Annotated in this window: 21 protein-coding genes; all 21 read right to left on the reverse strand. The window is 64.2% G+C overall.

Annotated elements, in window-relative coordinates; all coding sequences use genetic code 11:
* Positions 1 to 25: 25 nt before the first annotated feature.
* On the reverse strand, positions 26 to 775 hold the full coding sequence (locus OKX01_RS13780) for a TIGR03747 family integrating conjugative element membrane protein (protein ID WP_264671915.1): 750 nt from the start codon (positions 773 to 775) through the stop codon (positions 26 to 28).
* Complete coding sequence (traD, locus tag OKX01_RS13785) at positions 772 to 2,964, reverse strand: type IV conjugative transfer system coupling protein TraD (RefSeq protein WP_264671916.1); 2,193 nt, start codon at positions 2,962 to 2,964, stop codon at positions 772 to 774. Before traD ends, OKX01_RS13780 begins: the two co-directional genes overlap by 4 nt.
* A gap of 4 nt (positions 2,965 to 2,968) precedes the next feature.
* A complete protein-coding gene (locus OKX01_RS13790) occupies positions 2,969 to 3,508 on the reverse strand; it encodes an integrating conjugative element protein (RefSeq protein ID WP_264671917.1) in 540 nt (179 codons plus the stop codon).
* On the reverse strand, positions 3,505 to 4,095 hold the full coding sequence (locus tag OKX01_RS13795; RefSeq protein ID WP_264671918.1) for a transglycosylase SLT domain-containing protein: 591 nt from the start codon (positions 4,093 to 4,095) through the stop codon (positions 3,505 to 3,507). The genes OKX01_RS13790 and OKX01_RS13795 overlap by 4 nt, the downstream gene beginning before the upstream one ends.
* Complete coding sequence (locus OKX01_RS13800) at positions 4,077 to 4,802, reverse strand: TIGR03759 family integrating conjugative element protein (protein ID WP_264671919.1); 726 nt, start codon at positions 4,800 to 4,802, stop codon at positions 4,077 to 4,079. Before OKX01_RS13800 ends, OKX01_RS13795 begins: the two co-directional genes overlap by 19 nt.
* A gap of 14 nt (positions 4,803 to 4,816) precedes the next feature.
* Positions 4,817 to 5,455, reverse strand: coding sequence for a hypothetical protein (locus OKX01_RS13805; RefSeq protein WP_264671920.1), 639 nt, complete (start codon positions 5,453 to 5,455; stop codon positions 4,817 to 4,819).
* The gene (locus OKX01_RS13810; RefSeq protein ID WP_264671921.1) at positions 5,452 to 6,051 is read right to left on the reverse strand and encodes a PilL N-terminal domain-containing protein; all 600 of its coding nucleotides are present in this window, start codon (positions 6,049 to 6,051) and stop codon (positions 5,452 to 5,454) included. The genes OKX01_RS13805 and OKX01_RS13810 overlap by 4 nt, the downstream gene beginning before the upstream one ends.
* 226 nt (positions 6,052 to 6,277) lie before the next feature.
* Positions 6,278 to 8,557 (reverse strand): helicase-related protein, encoded by a 2,280-nt coding sequence (locus OKX01_RS13815; protein WP_264671922.1) that lies wholly within the window; start codon positions 8,555 to 8,557, stop codon positions 6,278 to 6,280.
* 140 nt (positions 8,558 to 8,697) lie between these two features.
* Entirely contained in the window at positions 8,698 to 9,003 is a 306-nt protein-coding gene (locus OKX01_RS13820) for a hypothetical protein (protein ID WP_264671923.1), read from the reverse strand.
* Between the two features lie 68 nt (positions 9,004 to 9,071).
* The gene (locus OKX01_RS13825; RefSeq protein WP_264671924.1) at positions 9,072 to 9,383 is read right to left on the reverse strand and encodes a hypothetical protein; all 312 of its coding nucleotides are present in this window, start codon (positions 9,381 to 9,383) and stop codon (positions 9,072 to 9,074) included.
* Between the two features lie 103 nt (positions 9,384 to 9,486).
* Entirely contained in the window at positions 9,487 to 10,563 is a 1,077-nt protein-coding gene (locus OKX01_RS13830; RefSeq protein ID WP_264672883.1) for a DUF6094 domain-containing protein, read from the reverse strand.
* A 67-nt stretch (positions 10,564 to 10,630) separates the two neighbouring features.
* A complete protein-coding gene (gene ltrA, locus OKX01_RS13835) occupies positions 10,631 to 12,346 on the reverse strand; it encodes a group II intron reverse transcriptase/maturase (RefSeq protein WP_264671925.1) in 1,716 nt (571 codons plus the stop codon).
* Positions 12,347 to 13,069: 723 nt separating this feature from the next.
* Entirely contained in the window at positions 13,070 to 13,720 is a 651-nt protein-coding gene (locus tag OKX01_RS13840) for a hypothetical protein (protein ID WP_264671926.1), read from the reverse strand.
* 86 nt (positions 13,721 to 13,806) lie between these two features.
* Complete coding sequence (locus tag OKX01_RS13845) at positions 13,807 to 14,214, reverse strand: hypothetical protein (RefSeq protein ID WP_264671927.1); 408 nt, start codon at positions 14,212 to 14,214, stop codon at positions 13,807 to 13,809.
* A gap of 95 nt (positions 14,215 to 14,309) precedes the next feature.
* Positions 14,310 to 14,999: a DUF3275 family protein gene (locus tag OKX01_RS13850; protein ID WP_264671928.1), complete on the reverse strand. Its 690-nt coding sequence runs from the start codon at positions 14,997 to 14,999 to the stop codon at positions 14,310 to 14,312.
* 57 nt (positions 15,000 to 15,056) lie between these two features.
* A complete protein-coding gene (locus OKX01_RS13855) occupies positions 15,057 to 15,962 on the reverse strand; it encodes a DUF3577 domain-containing protein (protein WP_264671929.1) in 906 nt (301 codons plus the stop codon).
* Positions 15,963 to 16,322: 360 nt separating this feature from the next.
* Complete coding sequence (locus OKX01_RS13860; RefSeq protein ID WP_264671930.1) at positions 16,323 to 16,676, reverse strand: DUF3085 domain-containing protein; 354 nt, start codon at positions 16,674 to 16,676, stop codon at positions 16,323 to 16,325.
* A gap of 78 nt (positions 16,677 to 16,754) precedes the next feature.
* The gene (locus OKX01_RS13865; RefSeq protein ID WP_264671931.1) at positions 16,755 to 17,558 is read right to left on the reverse strand and encodes a GTPase; all 804 of its coding nucleotides are present in this window, start codon (positions 17,556 to 17,558) and stop codon (positions 16,755 to 16,757) included.
* A gap of 283 nt (positions 17,559 to 17,841) precedes the next feature.
* On the reverse strand, positions 17,842 to 18,120 hold the full coding sequence (locus OKX01_RS13870) for a uridylate kinase (protein WP_264671932.1): 279 nt from the start codon (positions 18,118 to 18,120) through the stop codon (positions 17,842 to 17,844).
* Between the two features lie 95 nt (positions 18,121 to 18,215).
* The gene (locus OKX01_RS13875) at positions 18,216 to 18,953 is read right to left on the reverse strand and encodes an ABC transporter substrate-binding protein (RefSeq protein WP_264671933.1); all 738 of its coding nucleotides are present in this window, start codon (positions 18,951 to 18,953) and stop codon (positions 18,216 to 18,218) included.
* Positions 18,954 to 19,160: 207 nt separating this feature from the next.
* Complete coding sequence (locus OKX01_RS13880) at positions 19,161 to 19,553, reverse strand: hypothetical protein (protein WP_264671934.1); 393 nt, start codon at positions 19,551 to 19,553, stop codon at positions 19,161 to 19,163.
* Positions 19,554 to 19,563: the final 10 nt, after the last annotated feature.

A 19,563-nucleotide genomic window follows, 5' to 3' on the forward strand; every position in this document is an offset into this window, starting at 1 on the left:
ACTCGCGCATGCCCGGATTGATGGCCTAGAGGTACTTCTTGAAGCTGCCTGCGGTCAGGCTCACGGCCAGTCCCAGCAAGGCGGCGCTGGGCAGCAGGATCAGCAGTGGATGCACCGAGATCGGCAAGGCCAGGTACGTGACCCACGGCAGTACGGCCAGCGGCATCAGGCTGGCCTTCGCGCGGTGGTAGATGAAGCCGGATTCCCGGCCCGCGCCGAACCGGCGCACGTCGCGCCGCACAAGACCGTCGATCAGGCCGACGAACGCCGCGGTGAAGATCAGTGGCAGCGTGAGCACCAGGACCAGCAGGCGCACCAGAAACGTGAGCGTCGTGAAAGCCGCGGCGATCAGGTAGCTCTCGGTCCAGACATAGACCTGGCTGATGTAGTAGCGGAAGTTGCGCGTCTGCCCGTGACTGGGCGCGCGGGCACGTTCGGCGGTCTGGCTCATGCGCTCCAGCAGCCCAGAGCGCACGAACACCCATTCGTAGCCGGTGTCCACCAGCTCGTGCGCCGTGCGGCCAGGCTCCTGCACGACCACGCTGCGCGTGAAGTGGCTGGAAAGATGTCCCAGTTCGTACTGCAGCATCTGCTGCGAGTGCCTCCAGCCCTGGTCTTGCCAGAATAGGTGCATGCCGACGCACTCGATCACGATCGAGAACAGCAGCGAGCCGATCAGCACCCCGAGCAGCCGGAACGGCAAGGTGATGGTGCCGACGATCAGGCCCTGGCGCTGGTTCTGCTCCCGTTGCGCAGTCGAGGCGGCGTCCTTCATGGTGAGGCCTCGTTGCCGGTGTCCTCGTCGGTGGCGGTGGCCACCGCGGGAGGTTCGGCCGCAGCGGCGTCATCCAGCAGGTCGTCGGGCAGGCCCGTGTCCTGCAAGGCCGGGGAGCTGGTGAACTCCCACCACTGCGTCGCTTCGCTGTAGCTCTGGCGCATATACCCGGCCAGTTGCTGCAAGTCCGCCGGCATCACCTCGTCCGGGTCCGGCGCCGGTAGCGGCATGCGCACTTTCCAAAGCTGGCCGCCCTGCAGCAGCGCGAAGCACTGGCCTTTCGGCAGGCCGACGATGTGCGACGGCTCGATCATCGGCACGCTGGACATGCTGATGCGGTCCTGGGTGTTCGACGTGAAATCCGTCGCTCCGCGAATGTCGGAGCTGTCGGTCGCGCCGCTGACGATGGTGGTCGTATAGACCTCGACCTTCGGCAATTGCCGCGTCAGCAGTTCGGCGGTTGCGGTTTCGCGCACGCGCAGCATGAACAGATTGTTGAAGTTGCCAATGACCTGACCGGCCTTCGCGCGGTTGCCGATGCGGGCCTCGATGTCCGAGAGGGTTTGCGTGTAGGCGGTGACTTGCAGGCCGGCACCGCCACCCTTGTTGATCAGCGGGATGAACTCGTCACCCATCAACTCGTTGAATTCGTCGGCGTGGACATTGATCGGCAGGCGCGCACCGGCTGATGCGCCCGGCAGGCCATCGTCGATCCCATGCTTGTAGATGTGGCCTGCGACCGACACGAGATCGCTGAACATCGAATTGCCGACCGCTGCGGCAACCTCGGCATCGGAGAGCGCATCCAGGCCCACATAGACGATGGCCCTCTTACGGATGATCTGCATCCAGTCGAAGATCGGGCGCGGGTCAGCCAGGTCGGAGTAGTTCGGGGCCAAGAGCTGGGCGATCTTGCCGCTGGTGAGCTTCTCCAGCAGCGGCAAGAGGCTGGCGACGATCTTGTCGAAGTACGTCTTGTCGTATCGGACAGCGGAGCGCAGGCCATCCAGCACCGGGTCGTAGTTGCGTGCCTGCGAGAGGTATTGTTCCAGCGCCGCCACGCGCTTCTCGCGCCCGATCATGTTGCGCGGAATGTTCTTCTCGTTGAGCTTCGCCTCGATCTGGACGATCACTTCCCAGGCCTTGGGCTCCGTCTTGGCGAAGTAATGCTGTGCGTACTCGATGAACAGCGCGTCGATGTTGATGACGTGCCGCTGGATCAGCATGTAGTCCGGGCGCTGCCCCAGCTCCACCAACGCGCGCGCGATGATGTTGACGAAGCGCCAGGCGAACTCGCGGAACGCCGCGCTGTTTCCTTCGCCGGAAAGCTGCCCCGCGACGCGGGTGGCCACCTCGCTGATGCGCCCAAAGCGGCCCACGGCGTTGTAGCGCGCGGAAATGTCTGGCCACCCAAGGTGAAAGACATAGAACTCGCCTTCGCGGTCCGCGCGCTTGGCCTCGACGTACATCCGCTTCAGGAGATCGGCATCGCCCTTGGGGTCAATGACGATCACCACCTCGTGCTCGCCCGCGGCGTTCACGCGCCGGATGTCCTGGGTCACGAACAGTTCGGCCAGCCGGGTCTTGCCGACGCGCGTCGTGCCCAGCACCAGCGAGTGGCCGACGCGCTCGCCGAGCGGCAGGCTGACGTCCACCTCTTCGGGTTCGATGCCGTGCAGGCGCGGCAGGCCGCCCACCGGCGGCAGCGGTCGCACCGGGTTGAAAGGCACGTCCCAGCCGGTGAGCGCAGGCAGCCGGGACAGCGGGAACGGCGCGAACTCCAGCCGTTCTTCCAGCCGCCGCGCCAGACGGTACGCAGACGTCGGCTCGACGTAGCGGCGGAACTCCGGCCGGTACGTCTGCATCAGCCTATGGGTGTGCTTCTGCTCCCACAGGAAGCCGCGCCCCACGAACAGCCGCTGCTGGCTGACCGGCACGTCCTTGCTGGTCATCACGTACCGGGGCAAGCGGCGGATGTTGCGCCGGTAGCGCAGGATGACGCGGGCATCGCGGTAGCGGATGGCACCGTAGGCACCGAACGCCAGCGCACTGCCGACGCCCATGGATGGGCTCAGCGCGAGCGACCATGGGGCCACCAGGGACAGAAACGCGGCGCCCGCGCATGCGGCAACGGTGTATAGCTCCACCGCTGGGCGTAGCAGTACCTCGACCGGCTGTTTCCCCGACATGGCTTCATTGCTCGATGCCGGTGGCCGTGATCAGCGCCGGGTAGTGCCGCAGGCCCAGACGCTCGGCCAGGTCGTCGCCGGACACAGGCGCGAGCGGCACACCGGGCACCAGGGCGCGCAGCCGCGCCAGGCCCTGCACGGTCTCGACGTTGACCACCAGGCCGACCGCGCCGCGCTCGCGCAGCGCTGCCGCCTGGCGGCGCAGCCAGGCCCGGGATGCCTCGTCGTCGCCGACGACCACGAAAGGCCGCAGGCCCGGAGCCTCGATCACCCGCCGCGCGACGGTGCCGGGCGTGAGCTTGGCGCTGTGCACCGGCAGCATCGCGGCCTCGTCCGCCGGCGTGGCGGGAACCTGGGGCGTCGGGATCGGCGGCCGGGCCGGCGCGTTGGCGCGCGGCTGAAGATTCAGGGCCTCGTAATACGGCAGTGCCGATGCGCCGCCACGGTCTTCGACCACGGTCAGTGGCTCGCCGGCAAGCGAGGCCAGCGGCAGACCCGCCAGCAGCACGAGCAGGCCCCGTAAGGCCAGATGGAATGTCGTCATAGGGATGTCTCCTGGCGCGCGGCGAGGACCGCGGCGGTTGGGCGCGCGCCCTGCACGCGGGCAAGGTGGCGGGATACGCTGCGCCGGTAGCGGGCGGCAGGCTCACCCCCGGCAGGACGGTGGTAGCGGCCGATCGCCAGCAACCAGTCTTCGCCCGGGGTGTGCTGCTCGCGCAGGATCTCGGCGGCGATGGCGAGGTTCCGGTACGGGTCGAGCAAGTCGCAGGCGCTGGCGTAGCGCTGTTGGTGGTAGCCGAGGTTGATCTGGCCCAGGCCCGCGTCGATGCGCGTGTGCGGCGTGGAGCGCATCGCCCGCTGCAAGCTCGCGCAGGCGTCGGCACGGGTCGCATAGCGGCGCGATTGGCCGGCGACGTTGAGCGACCACGGCCACGGGACGATGCGCCCGTTGCGCCGGATGCCGCTCTCCTGCAAGGCCACGGCATAGAGCACCGTCGAGGGGATGCCTGCGCGCTGTGCGGCGAGCTGGTAGGCCGGTGGCGGAACCTCTTGCGCATGGGCCGCGCCGGCGTACAGGCCAGCGGCAAGCACCAGTGCGCGCAGCGATGCGACTACGGCTGGCGCTGCCATTGGCCGTTCACCTCGCGCACGACCGCAGGCAAGTCGCCGGGCAGGCCCAGCGACAGCCAGCGGCCGCCGTCGTGGTTGAGCGTGATGGTGCCGCGGCGCACGCGCGCCGGATCGACGTTCGCGCGTTTGGCCCAGTCGCGGATGCGCGCATCGTCCTGGCGGCTGCCGACCATGTACAGGTCGAACTCGGTTCCCGAGGATTGCAGGCGCTGTACGAGCTGGCCGCAGGCTTCGCAGCCGTCCTTGACGAACACCGCCGTGCGGCCGGAGCCGCGCGTGGCTCCCGCGACCGGCTTGTCGTCGGGCAAGTTCACCCGCTGCATGCCGGGGTTCAGACGCTGCCAGGCCTCGTCGTATGCCTTCTGGTAGGCGAGCAGCTTCTCGACGCGGCGCGCTTCGACCTGCACCTGCAGCTCTGCGTAACGGCGCCGTTCCTCGTCGGTGCGCGCCTCGATGCCCAGGGCCGACAACGGGTCCAGGTTGGGCGAGTAGATGCCCAGCGGCCCGTCCATCAGTTCGCGGTAGCGCGCCCACTCCTGCGGTTGCAGGCCCCAGTCGCTCTCCACCCGGTCGTCCAGAATGCGGGCGACAAGCGGGCGCTCCTGGCTTTGCGCATTGCGGGCGGGAGCCGTGGCGGGCTGCTGCGCCCAGGCGGGCCACTGGGTGGACGCCAGCAGGAGCGCGGAAAGGATGATCGATGGCTTCATGCGATCTGCTCCGGTCAGGGAATCGCCACGCGGCGGGTCTGGTCGCCGGCCTGGAACACCGCGGTGTTACCCTCGACGGCCTGCAAGCGCCACGGGCCGAACGCATCGCCTGGCAGCAGCACCTGAAGCTGGTCGGGCGTGAAGTCCCCACTGCTCGGCGCGACGGACACGCTGCGCTCGCCGGCGCGCAGTTCGGCACCGACGATGCGGAACGGGAGCGGCGGTGGTTCGGGCTTGGCGGTGGGCTTGTTCCTGGTGCGCGGCTGGGCGGGTGCAGCGGCGCGCGCAGCGGTCTGCCGCGCCTTGACTTGCTCGACTTCGGCGCGCAGCGCCTGAAGGTCGGCGGCGGCATAGGCGCTCAGCGATTTCTCGACCTGGGCCGCGCGTGCCTCCAGGATTTGGCGGGTGTCCTTGAGGTCCGCAGCCGTGGCGACGGCCGGACGCTGCTGGATGGCCTCGATGGTCTCGGCCAGGCCCGTCGCCTGCGCTTCGAGGCGTTGCAGCCGGGTATCGAGTCGTTCCTGGTCGGCCTGGTCGTTCATGGCCTGGTAGCCCAGGGCCACCAGAACACTGAGGCCGATCAGCCAGAGCCACATCAGGCTCTGCATCACCACGGCGGCCGTTGAACGATGGGTGGGCTGCGGGCTGTTCATGGCTGGCCTCCCGATGCCGCGGGCGCCAGCGGAAAGGTCTGCGCCGCCTCGGTGGCGGGCGGCGCGGGTGCGTTGTCGGCGGTCATGCTGTCGCCGGGCCGCTCGAAGCAGATTTGCCGCGCGCGGTCATCCGCGTGCAGTTCCCAGGCCGGACCAGCCAGGGTGAGCAGCGCATCGCGCAGGGTCATGGGGCCGAGGTGCAGGTGCGCCGCCGGCAGCGGCAGTGCGTACAGCTCGATCACCGCGTGCGCGGTCTCGCAGAGCTGGTAGCCGCTGCGCTTGAGGACATGCCGCAGCCCGTCGCCAACCGTGACACGGGCATCCTCGGGCATCGACACGTCGATGGTCTGCAACAGCAGGTCCCGCTGCGCTGCTGTCGGTGCCAATTCCACGAGGGTGTAGCGGCCGTAGCGCACGACAGGGATGTACTCGGGAGCCTCGGGTGCGGGCGCGGCCGAGACTTCCTCGATGGCTTCGGGCGCGACCGGCGCGCTCGTCGTCGCGCAGCCGCCAGCCAGCACCGACCAAAGCAGGCCGAGAAATCCCGCCAGCAGGCGGCGTTCGGGATGGTGAAACCAAGGTGGAGAGGGGCACATGGCGCGTCGTCCTGAAACATCGAGCCCTCACCATCGCCGCTCGGGCCACGAGCGGCAGCAAACAATGCGAACCAGGCAGTGCCCGATTTACCGACAGCCTCCCTCCAAAGAAAAAGGCCCCCGAAGGGGCCAGTGAAGATGCAGGCACATCCACGGAGATCGTGGACGTGGCTGCAACGTGGAACAACGGAGAGCCGGCGGCGCCATGTCGGCGTTGGCGTGACGATCAGGCGGCGACCAGTTGCCGGGCCAGTGCGACCTCGACGGAATCACCGTCCTGGTTGAGCACATCCAGGCCCGATTCGGGCACGTCGCCCGATGTGGACTGCGAGACCATGATCTTCTTGGCCATCAGCTCCAGGCAGGTCATCTGCGAAGAACCGGCGTAGCCGAGGTAGATCACGCGCACGGACTGTTTCTGCCCGATGCGCCACGAGCGCCTTGCCGCCTGCTGCAAAGAATACACGTTGTAGCCGCTCTGCATGAACACGATCGTTGGAAACTCCAACAGATCGAGGCCCGTTTTGACCAACTCCGGGTTCGTCACCAGCACGTCGATCCCGCGGTCCAGTTGCTCGGCGATCCAGTCCTCGCGGCGGGAGGCATCCACGCTCGCGCGCAGCACCGCCACCTTGAAGCCTTCCTGCTCCAGTAGCACCTTCAGGCGCGACGTGGTGTCGCGCGTGCCGGTATAGACCGTGTAGGCCAGAACCTTGCGGCCCTGGGCCTTCTCTTCCTTGCAGATGTCGATCAGCTCGCGCTCTTTCGGCGTCAGCTCGAACTCGTTGAACTGAGCCGGGACGAACGCCAAGGTGTTGCGCGTGCGCGGATGCACCACGGTCTCCGACCGGAAGCAGCAATCCGGCCAGGCCAGCAGTACGTTGAGCACCACACCCAGCAGGGTCGTATCGCGTCGCGCCAGAGCCTGCTTCAGCTCCGCGGTCAGCCGACCCGCCAGGTCGCGGTAGGCCGCGGCTTGCGCCACGTCCATCTGGACCTCGCGAAACTCCTCGTCATACGGCGGCAGGACGTTGCCACCGATGTCCTTGAGCTTGAGGAAGATCGTGAACGGCAGGATGCAACGCAGTACGCCCTTGGGGCCGAAGCCCGGGGCCTTGACTGTGCGCACCGATACCTTGGTGCCCTTGGCCGTCTTGTGCGCCGTGCCGATGCTCTCGGAGTAGATATCCTTCAAGACACCGTGATCGCGCATGAACGCCATCGCGGCCGAGGTCATGCTGCCGCTCGTGGTTGGGCGGTAACCGTCTTCGATCATCCGCCCAGGCAAGGCGCGGAACAGCAGATAGAAAAGATCGTCCCCGTATCCGCCCATCAGCGTGCCGGTCAGCAGCAAGGTCTTGCGAGCCTTCGCCGCCAGCACACCCATGGCCTGGCCCTGGGCGCTGCCACCGTTCTTGTACTCGTGCGCCTCGTCGGCAATGAGCAGGTCGAACGTGCCTTGCGGCAGGTAGCGTTTGATGAACTCGGACGGCTGGTAGCCGCCCTCGCCAAAGCCGAACTCCATGTTGGCCATCGCACGTTCCATGCGCGTGGCCTGACGGTCAGAGAACACCAGCTCGCCGTTCGCATCCATGAGGTTGATGAACTCATGGATGTTGTCGCCCAGCATTGACGCGAGGAACCCGTCGCCGAACTTCTGCATCAGCTTCTGCGCTGTGACTTCCCCGATGGTCGGGATGCGCTTCAAGGCTTTCAGCACGGCTGAGGACTGGTCGCTGCCGGACAGGCTGCGCGGGCGGATCAGCGTCCACAGGGGGGCGGCGCAATGGCTGCACTTCCTGCGGGACTCCTCGGCTTCGAGCGCGATCGGGTTGACCGGCTCGCCATCAAGGTCGGTGATGACTGTGCCGCAGCCTGGGCACGCCGCCACGTCGCCGTGACGGGAGCGCCGCCGGGTGAAGACGGGCTTCCAGTGAAAGCCCATCCGCATCCGCACACGGCCCAGGACAAAGAACTCCTGGCCCGTGGGCTGCACGCCCAACTGCTCGCGCAGCTTGATGAGCTTGACCAGCGTGTCCGGGCCGTTGAGCACCCACACCTTCGCGCCTGCCACCGTCTCCTGGATCTCACGCCGCCACTTGTAAACAAGGTGCGGAGGCGAGAGGACCAGGGTACGGCGGTAGCCTTCGGCGTTGAGCACGGCGGCCGTGGCGATGCCGACGGTGGTCTTGCCGCAGCCCATTTCGCCATTGACGATCGCGGCGCGTTCGCCACGATCGATCAGCAGCTCGGCGGCGGCGTGGACGACTTCGGCCTGGGCCGGGAACAGCTTGCGCTTGAGGCTGGCGACGACGAGCTGGCGGTGCGCCTGCGGTTGGCCGTTATAGACCGGCGGATTGGCGCTGTTGAGGGCGTCGAGCAGTTCGTCGCCGAACTCGCCGACGAAATCCTGAAGGCTCAGGGTCAGAGGGGAGGATTCCGCATCGATCAGTTCCCCCTGTTCGGGTTCAATGTCGGTGACGGTGGTTTCGATCTCGGTGGACATAGTGATGCTCCAAAGAAAATGGGGCATGCACGCCCCCCAGCGGAGCGATGGCATGCCCCGTGGTGGGAAGAAAAATCGGCACGCGGCCGACGGTGGACGGAAATGCAGGCGTCGATGGCCTGCCAGCGACGCAGGTGTGGTCAGAACTCGAACGGCAGGCCGATGACCGTGGCATTGCGCTCTGCATCGGTGACGATACGGATGCTCAGCTCACGGGTAATGACGTAGTGCGCGTCAAGACGTTTTCCTGACTGCACGGCGGCATTGTTTTGCTGCCACTGGTCGTCATCGACCTCACCCCAATCCCCACGCATGTAGCGCTCGAAATAGGGAATGGGATCGAGCCGACCTTCGAGCATCAGGTTTTCGACGTCTTTGCTGAATTCCAGCGCGCCGATCTCGAATAACCGCTTGCGGCGGTATTTGCCATGAGAGTTGGATGTCATGTGATTTCCTCTTGGGAAAGAGGCCACAGCGCCCCTGCGGGGCGACGGTGACCCCACGTTGGAGAAGATCAGTACTCGCTGGGAAGCAGCAGCGTGGTCACGCTGCGATCCCATTCGGTGATGATCCAGAGTTGCAAGGAGGGTGCGATCTGGTAGGAAGAAAATAGGCGATCTTTGCCGGACGCCAGCGCGGCATCGTTTTGCCGCCTGTCGTAGTCGTCGAGGTCTCCCCAGTCGCCATTGAGATGACGATGCAGGTACGCAACCGGGTTGAGCCGGCCTTGTTGGACCAGGGCATCGACGCCGCAGGTCATGACGGTCTGGCCGGGAGAGAAACGCCGGCTGTTTGCCTGGCTGATGGGAAATGCTTGGGCTGCCATGGAAGGCTCCTTCAAGATGGAGGGGCCACGGCACCCCATCGGGGCGGCTGGACCCCGTTGGGTGGATAAGATTGACGGCGAGCCGTCAGCGGTGGAGAAACGATCAGCGGATGGTCAGGACTTCGCCCCGGGTCGGGGAATCAGGCGTCATGTCCCACGCACGGATGACGGGTACGAACTTGTCGGTGAGGATGCGAGTCTCGGCAACGGAGCCGTCTTCGCGTTCGGTGAATTCCCGCTGGAGCGTCTTGTCCTTGTGGGTGTCACCTTTGACAACGAGCACGCGCCCGGTCTTGGAGCGCACAACCCCTGAGATCGCGCCCGCAGCCAATGCCAGGGCGAGATGCCAGTGGGACAAGGCACGCGCCGGTGGGCGCAGCGACTGCTGCGAGGCCCCCAGGTGCGTGTCCAGCGACGGCCAGAGGCCTTGCAGCCTGCCGACTTCATCGGCGAACTGCTCCGGCTCCATCGTCACGCGGAAAAAACTCTCCGGCTCGGCTGGGCTGGCAGGGACGAGGTACGGCAGGAACGGCCACTCGATCGGCAGCTCCTCGGCTTCGACTTCGCCAAGCCCCACCTGCAGCAGCAGATTGCGCACGGCCTTGACGCCATCGGAAGCCAGCTCGCGCTGACGCACCCTGCGACCGAAAATCACCACCTGCTTGAACTGCGTTTCCACCGCTCGGTAGATGCGCAGGTCGGTGTAGTGGCGCGTCAGCCAGCCGACCAGCTCCGCGTCGAGCACATAGCCGGGGACGATGAAGACCAGCACGCCGCCGTACTGCAACAGCGACAAGCTGCGCTGGTAGAACAGCTTTTCGAGGCGGGCACGGCCCTGGCCCTGATAGCCGATGTTGCCGTTGACGTCTTTGGACAGGTCGCCATATGGCGGGTTGAGCCAGAGCAGCCCGAAGGACTGCTTGGAGAGCATCGTGTCCATCAGATCACCGTGGATGCAGTGGTCGACCAGGCCGCGGGCATGGCGTGCTCGCTCCGCGTCGAACTCGACAGCGAACGCCTTAGTCTGCTCGCGCCCGAGGGCATGAGCGGCTTCGGCGATCGCCACGCCTTCACCGGCGCAGGGATCGAGGATGCACATCGGGCCATCGCTGGGCATCAGTGCGTTGAGGGCTCTTTCGAGCGTGGGTTCGTCGGTCGGGTAATAGTCGGGTAGGGACAGGCCATTGCTGGCCCATCCCCCCCTAAGAACCGTACGTGAGAGTTTCCCCTCATACGGCTCAAGCCTTTCAAAGCTCGCTTTCGCTAACCGGCTTCACTACCTTCAAACCTTGGACATGTAGCTGGTTATGGCAGTTTGGATGAAGCAGAACCAAGTTTTCCAAAGTGTTCTTTCCGCCATCAACCCGACGTTGGATATGGTGGGCATGCCAACCGGTCTCCTTCGTGATGGGCTGCTCGCAGATCAAGCACTTTCCATCCTGCGCAAGCCATAGTTTGACGAGCTTCCTGCGCTCGTGCAGGGACTGGACCATCTTCTGGCTCAAGCGAGCTTCAAAGTAGCTTTCCCATTCGGGATCGAACGGGTTGGCTAGGCCATTGACCTTGACGTGGCGTCGTATCTTGGTATCCGCCGCTATGCGCAGCATCTTCCATTTCACGTTGCCGTCAGGGAACCTCTGACCATCGTCCGCAGCAAACACCCAATTCCTGTTGCCTATCCGGTGGAAGTACCTTTCCTTAACCCAATAGGCCCCTTTCTTTGGATGCGGCCGCCTGCACCAGCGCCATAGGCTGCGCCATATGACTGCATCGACGCGAGTAAACGTCTGGGATGAAGCATCGGCACTGTGAAATTCCGCCCAACCCTTGATGCGTGGATTGAGCATGCCGATGAGGTCGTCTTGTTTCACTGCCTTGTTGGCACGGATCAAACCTCGGATCGAATCTAGAAAAGCCTTCGTGTTCTTCTTCGATGGCTGGGTCAGGCACACCCCGTTGAACTTGCGGATGTTCTTGCCCAGGAAGTCGAACCCTTCCGAGATATGAGTAACGCGAGTCTTCGCTTTCGAGATGTTGAGGCCCCTGGCGGCAAGAAACTTCTCCACCAGTGGCAGCACCTCTATTTCGAGTAGCTCACGCGAGTACCCCGTGACGATGAAGTCATCGGCGTAACGAACGAAGTTCACCTTCGGATCGTAGTGCTTGTTCTGGCGCCTCGTCCTGAAGAACGATTTGCCAAGAACCTCTTGCAATCCATCCAGCGCCATGTTCGCCAGCACCGGGGAGATGATCCCCCCTTGTGGAGTACCTGCCTCCGTCGGGAACAAACTACCGCTCTCGACGTATCCGGCCTTGAGCCAGCTTTTGAGGATCGCCTTGTCCATCGGAATGTTCTCGGCGAGCCAATCGTGGCTGATGTTGTCGAAACACCCTTCGATATCGGCTTCAAGGACCCACTCCGCAGAGCGTTTCCAAGCCAGCACCGTGTGGCATTGCCTGATGGCGTCTGCCACACTTCGGCCGGGGCGGAACCCGTAAGAGTCCTTATCCCCGGTCGTCTCCGCGATGGGTTCGAGAGCCAGCAGGTATAGTGCCTGCATAGCCCTATCCCTCATCGTGGGAATACCGAGAGGCCGCTTCTTGCCATTGGCTTTTGGAATATAGATCCGCCGTAACGGGCGGGGTCGATAGCCATGACGGCGAAGGGACAACACTGCTTCGGATTTGGTCTCCGGCGTTGACCACGTGACGCGATCCACACCAGGAGTCCTCTTTCCTTGGTTTTCAGTAACTCGTTTGACGGCCAATGCTTTGCCGCTGAACGAGTGGGTCAGAATCCACTGCAAGGATTTCGCCTTGCCGTATTTTCCTTCCCGAGTCGCCTTTACGATACGCGCTTGGAGCCTTCGCACTTCACGGTGACACTTGGCCCAGTCGATGCTGTGCCATGTGACCGATTCGTGTGAGGGCGCACCCGCGCAAGCAATTTCTTGCGTAGTCATCTGCAATTCCCTCTTATAGAAGGTTGGACAAGTTTTCTCGTAGAGAAAGACCAAGTGGAAGTCTGCTCGCTTTCGCGCAGGATGATGTTGCCTTGCGGCTCAATCCCTATCCGTCCCATTACAGGACGGCATTCGCCTTTTCCACATTCCTCTACCCGCACCACCAACAGCATTCCTTACGGTCTGCCTGCCCCGAGGGGCGGTGGTACGGGCTTACCGTGTTCCACGTGAGTAACAAGAGCGAGTTAGGTTCTGCCTTTTCACCGGTAGTCGTGATGTCCGCGCAACCCCAAACGGACGAGGGTTGACCGACTACGTTGCCTTTTGGCCCAAGCCTGTCAGCATCTTTGGCTTGTTCGCTATTACAGTGTTTATCAGCAGTTCACTTGCGTTAACCATGTCGCTCAGCCTAGCGACCCATCCGCCTTGATGCTGGCAGATTTGGCCCTCCCTCGCGGAAGGACCTTTCCCTCATGGGAGGTCTACATTGTCCCGACAGCTTCACACCACCTCGTTGCCGAAGTCGCATGTGTCGGTAGGCTACTGATAGCGGAATATCAGGTCTCGCTAACCCCGAGGGGCTGAGACAATTACTCACGTGACTTCACGTCACACCCCGTTCTTGGCGAAATTGCGGGCGAGCCGCGGGAACATGAGAGCCATGGGAAGTCTCCTGGTTGGCGGGGATGAAGGGCGCAAGCACGCCGTGCCTGCACGGGTGGATCAGGCCGCTACCGCTTCCGGCGTCCAGATTCGGGCCGGGTCTGGATAGGCGGTGAGTGAATCGCTGCGGATCAGCGAGCCGAGCGCCAGAGTTAGCGCCGGCACGTCGATGACGAGCCGATGGCCTTCCAGCGGCCCGAGGGCGAACGGAAGGCGGGCCAGCATCTCGCGGGTTTGCAGCAGTTCCAGCACGTTTGCGCGCCAGTGATCGAGCAAGGGCAGCGGGCAGGTGTCCCGCACCAGCGTCCACAAGCGGTCAAGCCGATGGTCGCTACCGCGTGGCAACAGTGCCAGCACGCTGGCGTTGGCCTTGTCGGGCTTGGCGCAGCGCCGATCGAACAACCACACGTTGGAGAGCGAACCGAACAGCGTTCGCCGGTAGGCGCGTGTGATGCGTTTTTCCAGACGATCGACGTTGCTGACGAACACTGGGACGCTGCCGCCCTGGTCAGTGATGACGTGGAACTGGTCCAGCCCCTGCTCGTCGCGACCGAGGGTCAGGCGAGCGAGGAACTGTTGGACGGCGGTGTCCCGCGCCCAGATGGACAGGAAGATCAGGTTGCCCTGGTCATCGCCGACGCAGGCGTCGGCCATCACGTCGGGGCATTCGTCGATGCGATACAACGTGCTGGAAGAAGTGTTTGCGGGCATGGTGATGTCCTCGGATGAACGGGAACAGCACCGCCCGCTGGGGCAAGTGCTGCCCCTGGGGGTGGATGAAAAGCGCGCCTTCTGGCTCAGGCCGTCGGCGCTGCGGTAGATGCCACCGCTTTTGTGGGGGCGCGCCGCCGGGCGTGGTAGGCGCGAACGCCTGCACGCCAGTCGGCGGACTGCTCCGGGGCAAGGCTCAGATAGGACAGCGGGCACGAGTAGTAGTACGGGTGCATGGACTCGTCCAGTGGCTTGTAGCCCCACTCGCCGCCGCTTCTTTGAAGCAGATCGCAGCGGATGGTGCGCAGGGATTGGCCTGGTGCCGGATCACGATGCACACCTTCGGCCTTGGCCGTCACTTCCGCAACGGACCAGAGGACGTTGTCGCGCAGCGCGTGGGCGATGACCTTGACGCTTGCGCGCTCGGTCTCTTGCGGTTCGATCAGTTCTGCGATCAGTTCAGATCGCGATTGGGGGGAGAAATACCAGCCCATGAGAGGCCTCCTGCACAGGTAGGGCCGGAGGCTCCCCCGCTGGGGAAGGAGCCCCGGCGGGTGGATGAAAAGCACCGCAGATGCGGCGTTTGCGATCACGCAGGTTGCAGTTCGGCCTGGCGGCTCCACTCCTGCGTCTTGAAGTCCAGCGCGTAGCCCAAATCACCCAAGCGGGCGATCTGCGCGCGCAGGGCGCGGCGGTCGATGGTCGAATCCAGTTTCACGGACTCGCCCAGCGGCCACAGCAGGCCGAACAGCGCGGCATCGCCATCTTCGGCGCTGCCAGAAGCAGCAGCCGCAGCGGACGGCGACGCATCCACACCGAAGGGCGTGGTATCGACCAGCGGGTCCGCGGACGCCTGCACGGATGCGGGCTTGGCGGGTCTGGATACTTTCGCGGGCTGGGCCGGCGTTGCCGCAGGCTGAGTACCCAGCTCTTCATCGAGCGGATCGACCTCCTGCGTGGCGAAGCTGCGAGCCTCGTCGCGGCTCAGTTTGTCGATGCCGTTGAGCGTCATGCCATCGAGGTTGGCGCGGACTTCAAATCGCGCGCCGCCCGCGACCGGATAGGACTTCGCGAAGATGTAGCGGATGACGAACTCCCCGTCGTACTTGCCTTCGGGGTATTGCTCCAGCTCCGCATCCTTGACGGCGAACTCGCCGATGGGAGTGGTCAGGCGACCGACCGTGAACGGGCCGTTCTTGCCGCGGATGGTCCGCAGCGTGAGCTGGCCTGGGACGACGATGGGCAGGACTGATCTCGTAGGTGCCGATGTGGCTGCCATGATGGTTCTCCTTGGGAAATAGGAAACAGGCAAGGCCCCGTGAGGGACCATGCCGGATCAGAACGAAGCAGCCAATGCCGGCTCCTGCTCCTCGACTTCACCTGCGGGCTCGCGCTCGACGGGCTCGACAGGCTGGTCGGCGGCAACCTCGGCTTCGGGCGCGGGTGCGTCCTCGGCCTGCGGTGCCTCGGCTTGCGCCTGGCTCGTCGGGTAGACCTGGGTGCCGTCGATCTTGATCAGACCGATGTGGACCAGCGTCGATTTCAGGCTTGCAGCTGGTTCCCCAGCATGTTCGCCCTTGGTGCGGATGTACGGATCGATCTTCATGTCGTTCAACTTGAAGCCGACCAGCACCTTGCGGTCCCCTTCGATGGCCTGCACGCACCGGCGAACCAGGTGCTCGGCTTCAGGGGTGGCGACGATGGTGTCGAAGTACCGATATTCCGGTTCACCGACAGGCCCGGACAGTGCCGCGACGCAGCACGACAGGAATGGATCGCCATCCTTGGGGGTGACGTCCTTGGGACGGCTGAGGTAGCCGATGCCGCGGGTGATCAGCTCGTGCTGCTTGATCGAAGCCAGTTCGGCCCGGTCAAGCGGCTCGGCCTTGAGCAGTCGCGCCTTGAGGGACGCGGCGGCCTCGCCCTTGTGCTCACCCTTGTCGCGGATGTACGCATCGCCCCAGAGGTCGCCGAGGCGGAAGCGCACCAGCGGCCGCTGCTTGGGATCGTCAACGCCGATGTAGCGCTCGACCAGTTTCTTGGCCTCGGCACCCGAGACCTTGACGTCGAAGTAGCGGTAGCTGGGGTCCTTGGCGGAACCGACCAGCGCGGCGATGGTGCATGCCAGGAAGGGCTGCGCGCGGCGGCCGCCCCGGACGGGAACCTCACGGACACGCTGGATGTAGCCGATGCCCGAGGTGTGGATGTCGAAATACGATTTCTCGTTGGACGTGGTGCTCATGGTGAATCTCCATAGGGATGAAGCGGAGACACACCGGCCCACGCATGCGGGGAAAGGTGCGTAACCCCGCGATGGGTTGATAAGGCGAAAGCATCCACCACCAAGAATGGTGGCCGCTCGCGGATGGATGCGGTGCGAGCTGGCTCGATCACGCAGTGGGAACTGCGCCGCAACCTCGAAGACCGATGGTTGCCTGGCATGTCGCTGACAACGTCAGCAGGCATGGGGTCAGCATGGCCGGTCCTCGCGCGCAGGGCAGCAATCAATCGGCATCCGGGCGTTTCCCTTTGCATCCGCCACTTGATCCGGCCCAAAAGAAAGCCCCCAATGGGGGCTGTGAGGGGTGCAGCAGTAGTTGCGCTATACCGATGGAGCGACCTCCAGCGACAGATGCGTCGTGGTGGCGGACAGCATCAGATCGTCGGTGCCGTGCAGGATGCGTGCGAAGACGCCTTCCTTCGGGTCGAAGAATTCGCCGAAATCGTCGCCGCCCAGTTCGGCGCGCGCCAGTTCCCACCATTCATCGAACGGGTCGGTATCAGGGTTGCAGCCGACGGCATAGGCCAACAGCTTCACGCGGCCATCGGGGCGGCGCTCCCCGCGCTCGGCGAGAAAGTACACGCCCTGGTCCTTTGCGAGGACGACGCGGCATTGGTTGGCGACGGCCTCGGCCAGCACGGGGCGCAGGTCGGAGCCTTTGAATCGCAGTGACATGATTGATCTCCTGAAAAAAATGGCCTCCACCCGAACGGATGGAAGGCCTTTGGGGCAAGTCGCCGGTAGGCTGCGGATTCAGCCGTAGCGCCGCTTCGTTGCCTTGGCGTCGATCACGCTCACGTCGATCAGGCGCCAGCGCCCGTCATCGATGAGCCGCTCCAGCACTTCACCGAGCATGTCGAAATACACCTCGTCGTGCCGATCGAACTGTTCGCCGTGGCGGTGCAGTTCCACCACATAGGTGTCGCCCGCGCGGTCGTACAGGATCGTCACCTGGCCCTCGAACTTCGCGGTCGAGACCGTGAAGCTGATCGCCGGAGGCGTTTCGATGATCTTGGACGGCGAGGGATCGACCCAGGTGAAGTCGCGGGCGCCGGCATCGACCAGCATGTGGGTGATGCGACGGAACCCGTCGGGTGCCGGCATTTCCTCCAACTGCTGGATGAGCTGGCCCAACTCCAGGCACTGCGGCTCGGGGATGGGTAGCTTGGCTGGTGCGGAGCCGAGGATGTGCGTCTTGACGGTGTAGGGAATGCCGTCGGACGTCATCTCCGTGCGCTCTTCCGGGGTGTCCGCACGCAGGCCGTCGAAGCGGCGGCGGGCATACGGTTGGACATGCACCTTGGTGCCTTCGCTGGGAACGGTGGTCACCAGGTTGGGATCGAGCACCGCGAACTCACTGGGCTTGAGCTTGACGACGATAGCGTCGTCGTTGGCTGCGACCACCTTGCCGTCGAAGGGCTGGGGATCGATGGCGAAGCCCAGTGTCGAGGACTGCGGCTGATCATCGAACACGCGGTACTTGAACGACCGCACGTTGCGGGGGACATGGCCTGCGACAAGCGAAGGCATCAGGGTCTTGATGAGAGAGCGATCCATGGGAATCTCCTTGAGGAAGAACAAGGGAGTCCCCGCCCGCAAGGGAGAGATCCCTTGTGGGTGGATGGACGCGGTGCGCCCGTAGGAAGAAACGACCAGCACGGTTTCCCGCGCTTGCAGCCTCGAAGGTCTTGGCTGCCTGGGCATGTGTCGGCAACGCCGACGGACATGGGGACAAGGATGACCTTGGGCCGGGCTACCCGCCGGTATGAAACGGCACTGTGCTGTACCCGGTTTCCTGCCCAGCGGGCAAGAAAAAGCCCCTCGAAAGGGGCTTGTCGGGTCAGGCTTCGTACACGAAGTAGTGCTCGCGCTGACGCGGGAAGAAGACATGCTTCCATGTGTCGCCGCTGGTGTTGCCACCGTCAAAGACGACCATCTCGTAGTCGTCAATGTCGGTGTCCGACAGGTCGGCGCTGGCGATGTGGCGCATGTGCAGCGTACCGTGCGTGCGCTCGAATACCAGGATCTGGCCGATGGCGTTGTCTTGGCTCATGGCGTTGACGCAGGCTCCAAGCTGTTGCTCGAAGTCGGGTGCGCGCGAGATGAGGTCGGGGAACATGAGGTTGCTCCTATGAAAATGGACCAGCCCGGCTCCTGGCGAGGAGACGAGCTGGCATGGGGGACAAAAAGGAAGGCTGGCGCGTTGCGCGGCTGCTAGGACTCGGCCAGCGGCAGGCCCAGTAGCGCAGGTGCGTCGGCGTCGAGGATGAGAATGCGTACGTCGGCCTGGCCAGCCAGTTCAAGGATTTCCGCCAGATCGTCCGGCATGCCCTTGTTCTGGTGTTCCTGTCGGAGCTGCGCTGCGCTGATGCCCTCGGCGTGCTCCAGGTTCTCGTCCGTCCAGGGTGTGGAGATCAGCTTGACGCCGATCGCCGGGCTGTACGGAACCCGGAAGGCGATGAACAGGAAGGCCTCCGGCGTCGCGAGGTCTGCCAGGTTGGCGAGGTACTGGCCTGTTTCCTCGCTGATGTGTGCGCTGCTGATTTCCCAGCACCGGCTGTAGTAGCCGGTCTCGAAACTCAGGCGCTGCACGACTTCCCGCGCGGCTTCCGCCGAATAGGTGTCGCCGACGTGGACAGGGCGGCCGTCAAAGTCGTCGCCATGGATGGCATAGACCACTGCACCGATCACGCCTTCGCCGCTGACACCTTCACCGGCTTCGCATTCGGCCAGTACCTCGGCACTCACGGGTTCGGCGCCATTGCTGACCACCGCGAAGTCGCTGGTGACGATGCAGGACGATGAAACCAGTTCCTCGTCGGAGAGGTGCGCCTGGCTTGCGTGGATGTTTCGCCAGACATGCGGGCTTCCATCGTCGTAGCCGATGCACAGCGTGCGGACGATTTTCAGATTCCAGTAGCCACGGAGAAAGGGATTGGGATTCTGGGTCATGGGAACTCTCCAGATTGAATAATGGAGCCAATTCCCGCCACCGGGAATTGGACCCGGTGGGTTGAAGATGGAAAAAGCGTCAGGCAGCGCGAACCATGGCGTTGTCAGCACCGCACTGGACGACGGGAAATGAATCGAGGGACATGGCCTTGTGGGCGCATGTCCCTCTCGGGGGTGCGAAAAGGCGGTGGTGTGCCGGGGACCGGCTCACCAACCGTTGTAGTTCACCAGCAGGTCGGCGATGACCTTGCGGCGTTGCAGATCGAGACCGTCGAAGTCCGACAGCCCGTGGAAGTGGCAGCGCTTGAGCATGGCACCACCTTCGCGCGCGTTGTAGAAGCTGACCATGGCAGACAGGAACATGCGTTCGCCGCTGCTCAGGACGCCGAGGGCATCATTGAGCTGCAGCATGTTGGGACGCAGATCCCACTTGCTCTTGGCCTGGTTCAGACCTTCACGAGTGCCGTTGCCGAACCATTCGGGGCCAGCGATCTCGACACCACGCTTCCATGCCTCGAAAAAGGCTTTGGGCGCGGCAGCGAAATGCTGTTCTTCCCGCATGATCTGATCGACGACTTCCCGCGGCAGTAGCTGGTTCATGACGTGATTC

Origin of the sequence: Alcaligenes sp. SMD-FA, assembly GCF_025960365.1 — a bacterium.
GTDB lineage: Bacteria > Pseudomonadota > Gammaproteobacteria > Burkholderiales > Burkholderiaceae_B > Alcaligenes > Alcaligenes aquatilis.

Bases quoted from the DNA above. Each gene is read 5' to 3' on its own strand.
- OKX01_RS13795 (WP_264671918.1), bottom strand. From the start codon at position 4,095: ATGGCAGCGCCAGCCGTAGTCGCATCGCTGCGCGCACTGGTGCTTGCC.
- traD (WP_264671916.1), bottom strand. From the start codon at position 2,964: ATGTCGGGGAAACAGCCGGTCGAGGTACTGCTACGCCCAGCGGTGGAG.
- OKX01_RS13870 (WP_264671932.1), bottom strand. From the start codon at position 18,120: ATGTTCCCCGACCTCATCTCGCGCGCACCCGACTTCGAGCAACAGCTT.
- OKX01_RS13825 (WP_264671924.1), bottom strand. From the start codon at position 9,383: ATGGCAGCCCAAGCATTTCCCATCAGCCAGGCAAACAGCCGGCGTTTC.
- OKX01_RS13810 (WP_264671921.1), bottom strand. From the start codon at position 6,051: ATGTGCCCCTCTCCACCTTGGTTTCACCATCCCGAACGCCGCCTGCTG.
- OKX01_RS13875 (WP_264671933.1), bottom strand. From the start codon at position 18,953: ATGACCCAGAATCCCAATCCCTTTCTCCGTGGCTACTGGAATCTGAAA.
- OKX01_RS13800 (WP_264671919.1), bottom strand. From the start codon at position 4,802: ATGAAGCCATCGATCATCCTTTCCGCGCTCCTGCTGGCGTCCACCCAG.
- OKX01_RS13840 (WP_264671926.1), bottom strand. From the start codon at position 13,720: ATGCCCGCAAACACTTCTTCCAGCACGTTGTATCGCATCGACGAATGC.
- OKX01_RS13805 (WP_264671920.1), bottom strand. From the start codon at position 5,455: ATGAACAGCCCGCAGCCCACCCATCGTTCAACGGCCGCCGTGGTGATG.
- OKX01_RS13790 (WP_264671917.1), bottom strand. From the start codon at position 3,508: ATGACGACATTCCATCTGGCCTTACGGGGCCTGCTCGTGCTGCTGGCG.
- OKX01_RS13865 (WP_264671931.1), bottom strand. From the start codon at position 17,558: ATGGATCGCTCTCTCATCAAGACCCTGATGCCTTCGCTTGTCGCAGGC.
- OKX01_RS13860 (WP_264671930.1), bottom strand. From the start codon at position 16,676: ATGTCACTGCGATTCAAAGGCTCCGACCTGCGCCCCGTGCTGGCCGAG.
- ltrA (WP_264671925.1), bottom strand. From the start codon at position 12,346: ATGACTACGCAAGAAATTGCTTGCGCGGGTGCGCCCTCACACGAATCG.
- OKX01_RS13850 (WP_264671928.1), bottom strand. From the start codon at position 14,999: ATGGCAGCCACATCGGCACCTACGAGATCAGTCCTGCCCATCGTCGTC.
- OKX01_RS13780 (WP_264671915.1), bottom strand. From the start codon at position 775: ATGAAGGACGCCGCCTCGACTGCGCAACGGGAGCAGAACCAGCGCCAG.
- OKX01_RS13815 (WP_264671922.1), bottom strand. From the start codon at position 8,557: ATGTCCACCGAGATCGAAACCACCGTCACCGACATTGAACCCGAACAG.
- OKX01_RS13820 (WP_264671923.1), bottom strand. From the start codon at position 9,003: ATGACATCCAACTCTCATGGCAAATACCGCCGCAAGCGGTTATTCGAG.
- OKX01_RS13880 (WP_264671934.1), bottom strand. From the start codon at position 19,553: ATGAACCAGCTACTGCCGCGGGAAGTCGTCGATCAGATCATGCGGGAA.
- OKX01_RS13855 (WP_264671929.1), bottom strand. From the start codon at position 15,962: ATGAGCACCACGTCCAACGAGAAATCGTATTTCGACATCCACACCTCG.
- OKX01_RS13845 (WP_264671927.1), bottom strand. From the start codon at position 14,214: ATGGGCTGGTATTTCTCCCCCCAATCGCGATCTGAACTGATCGCAGAA.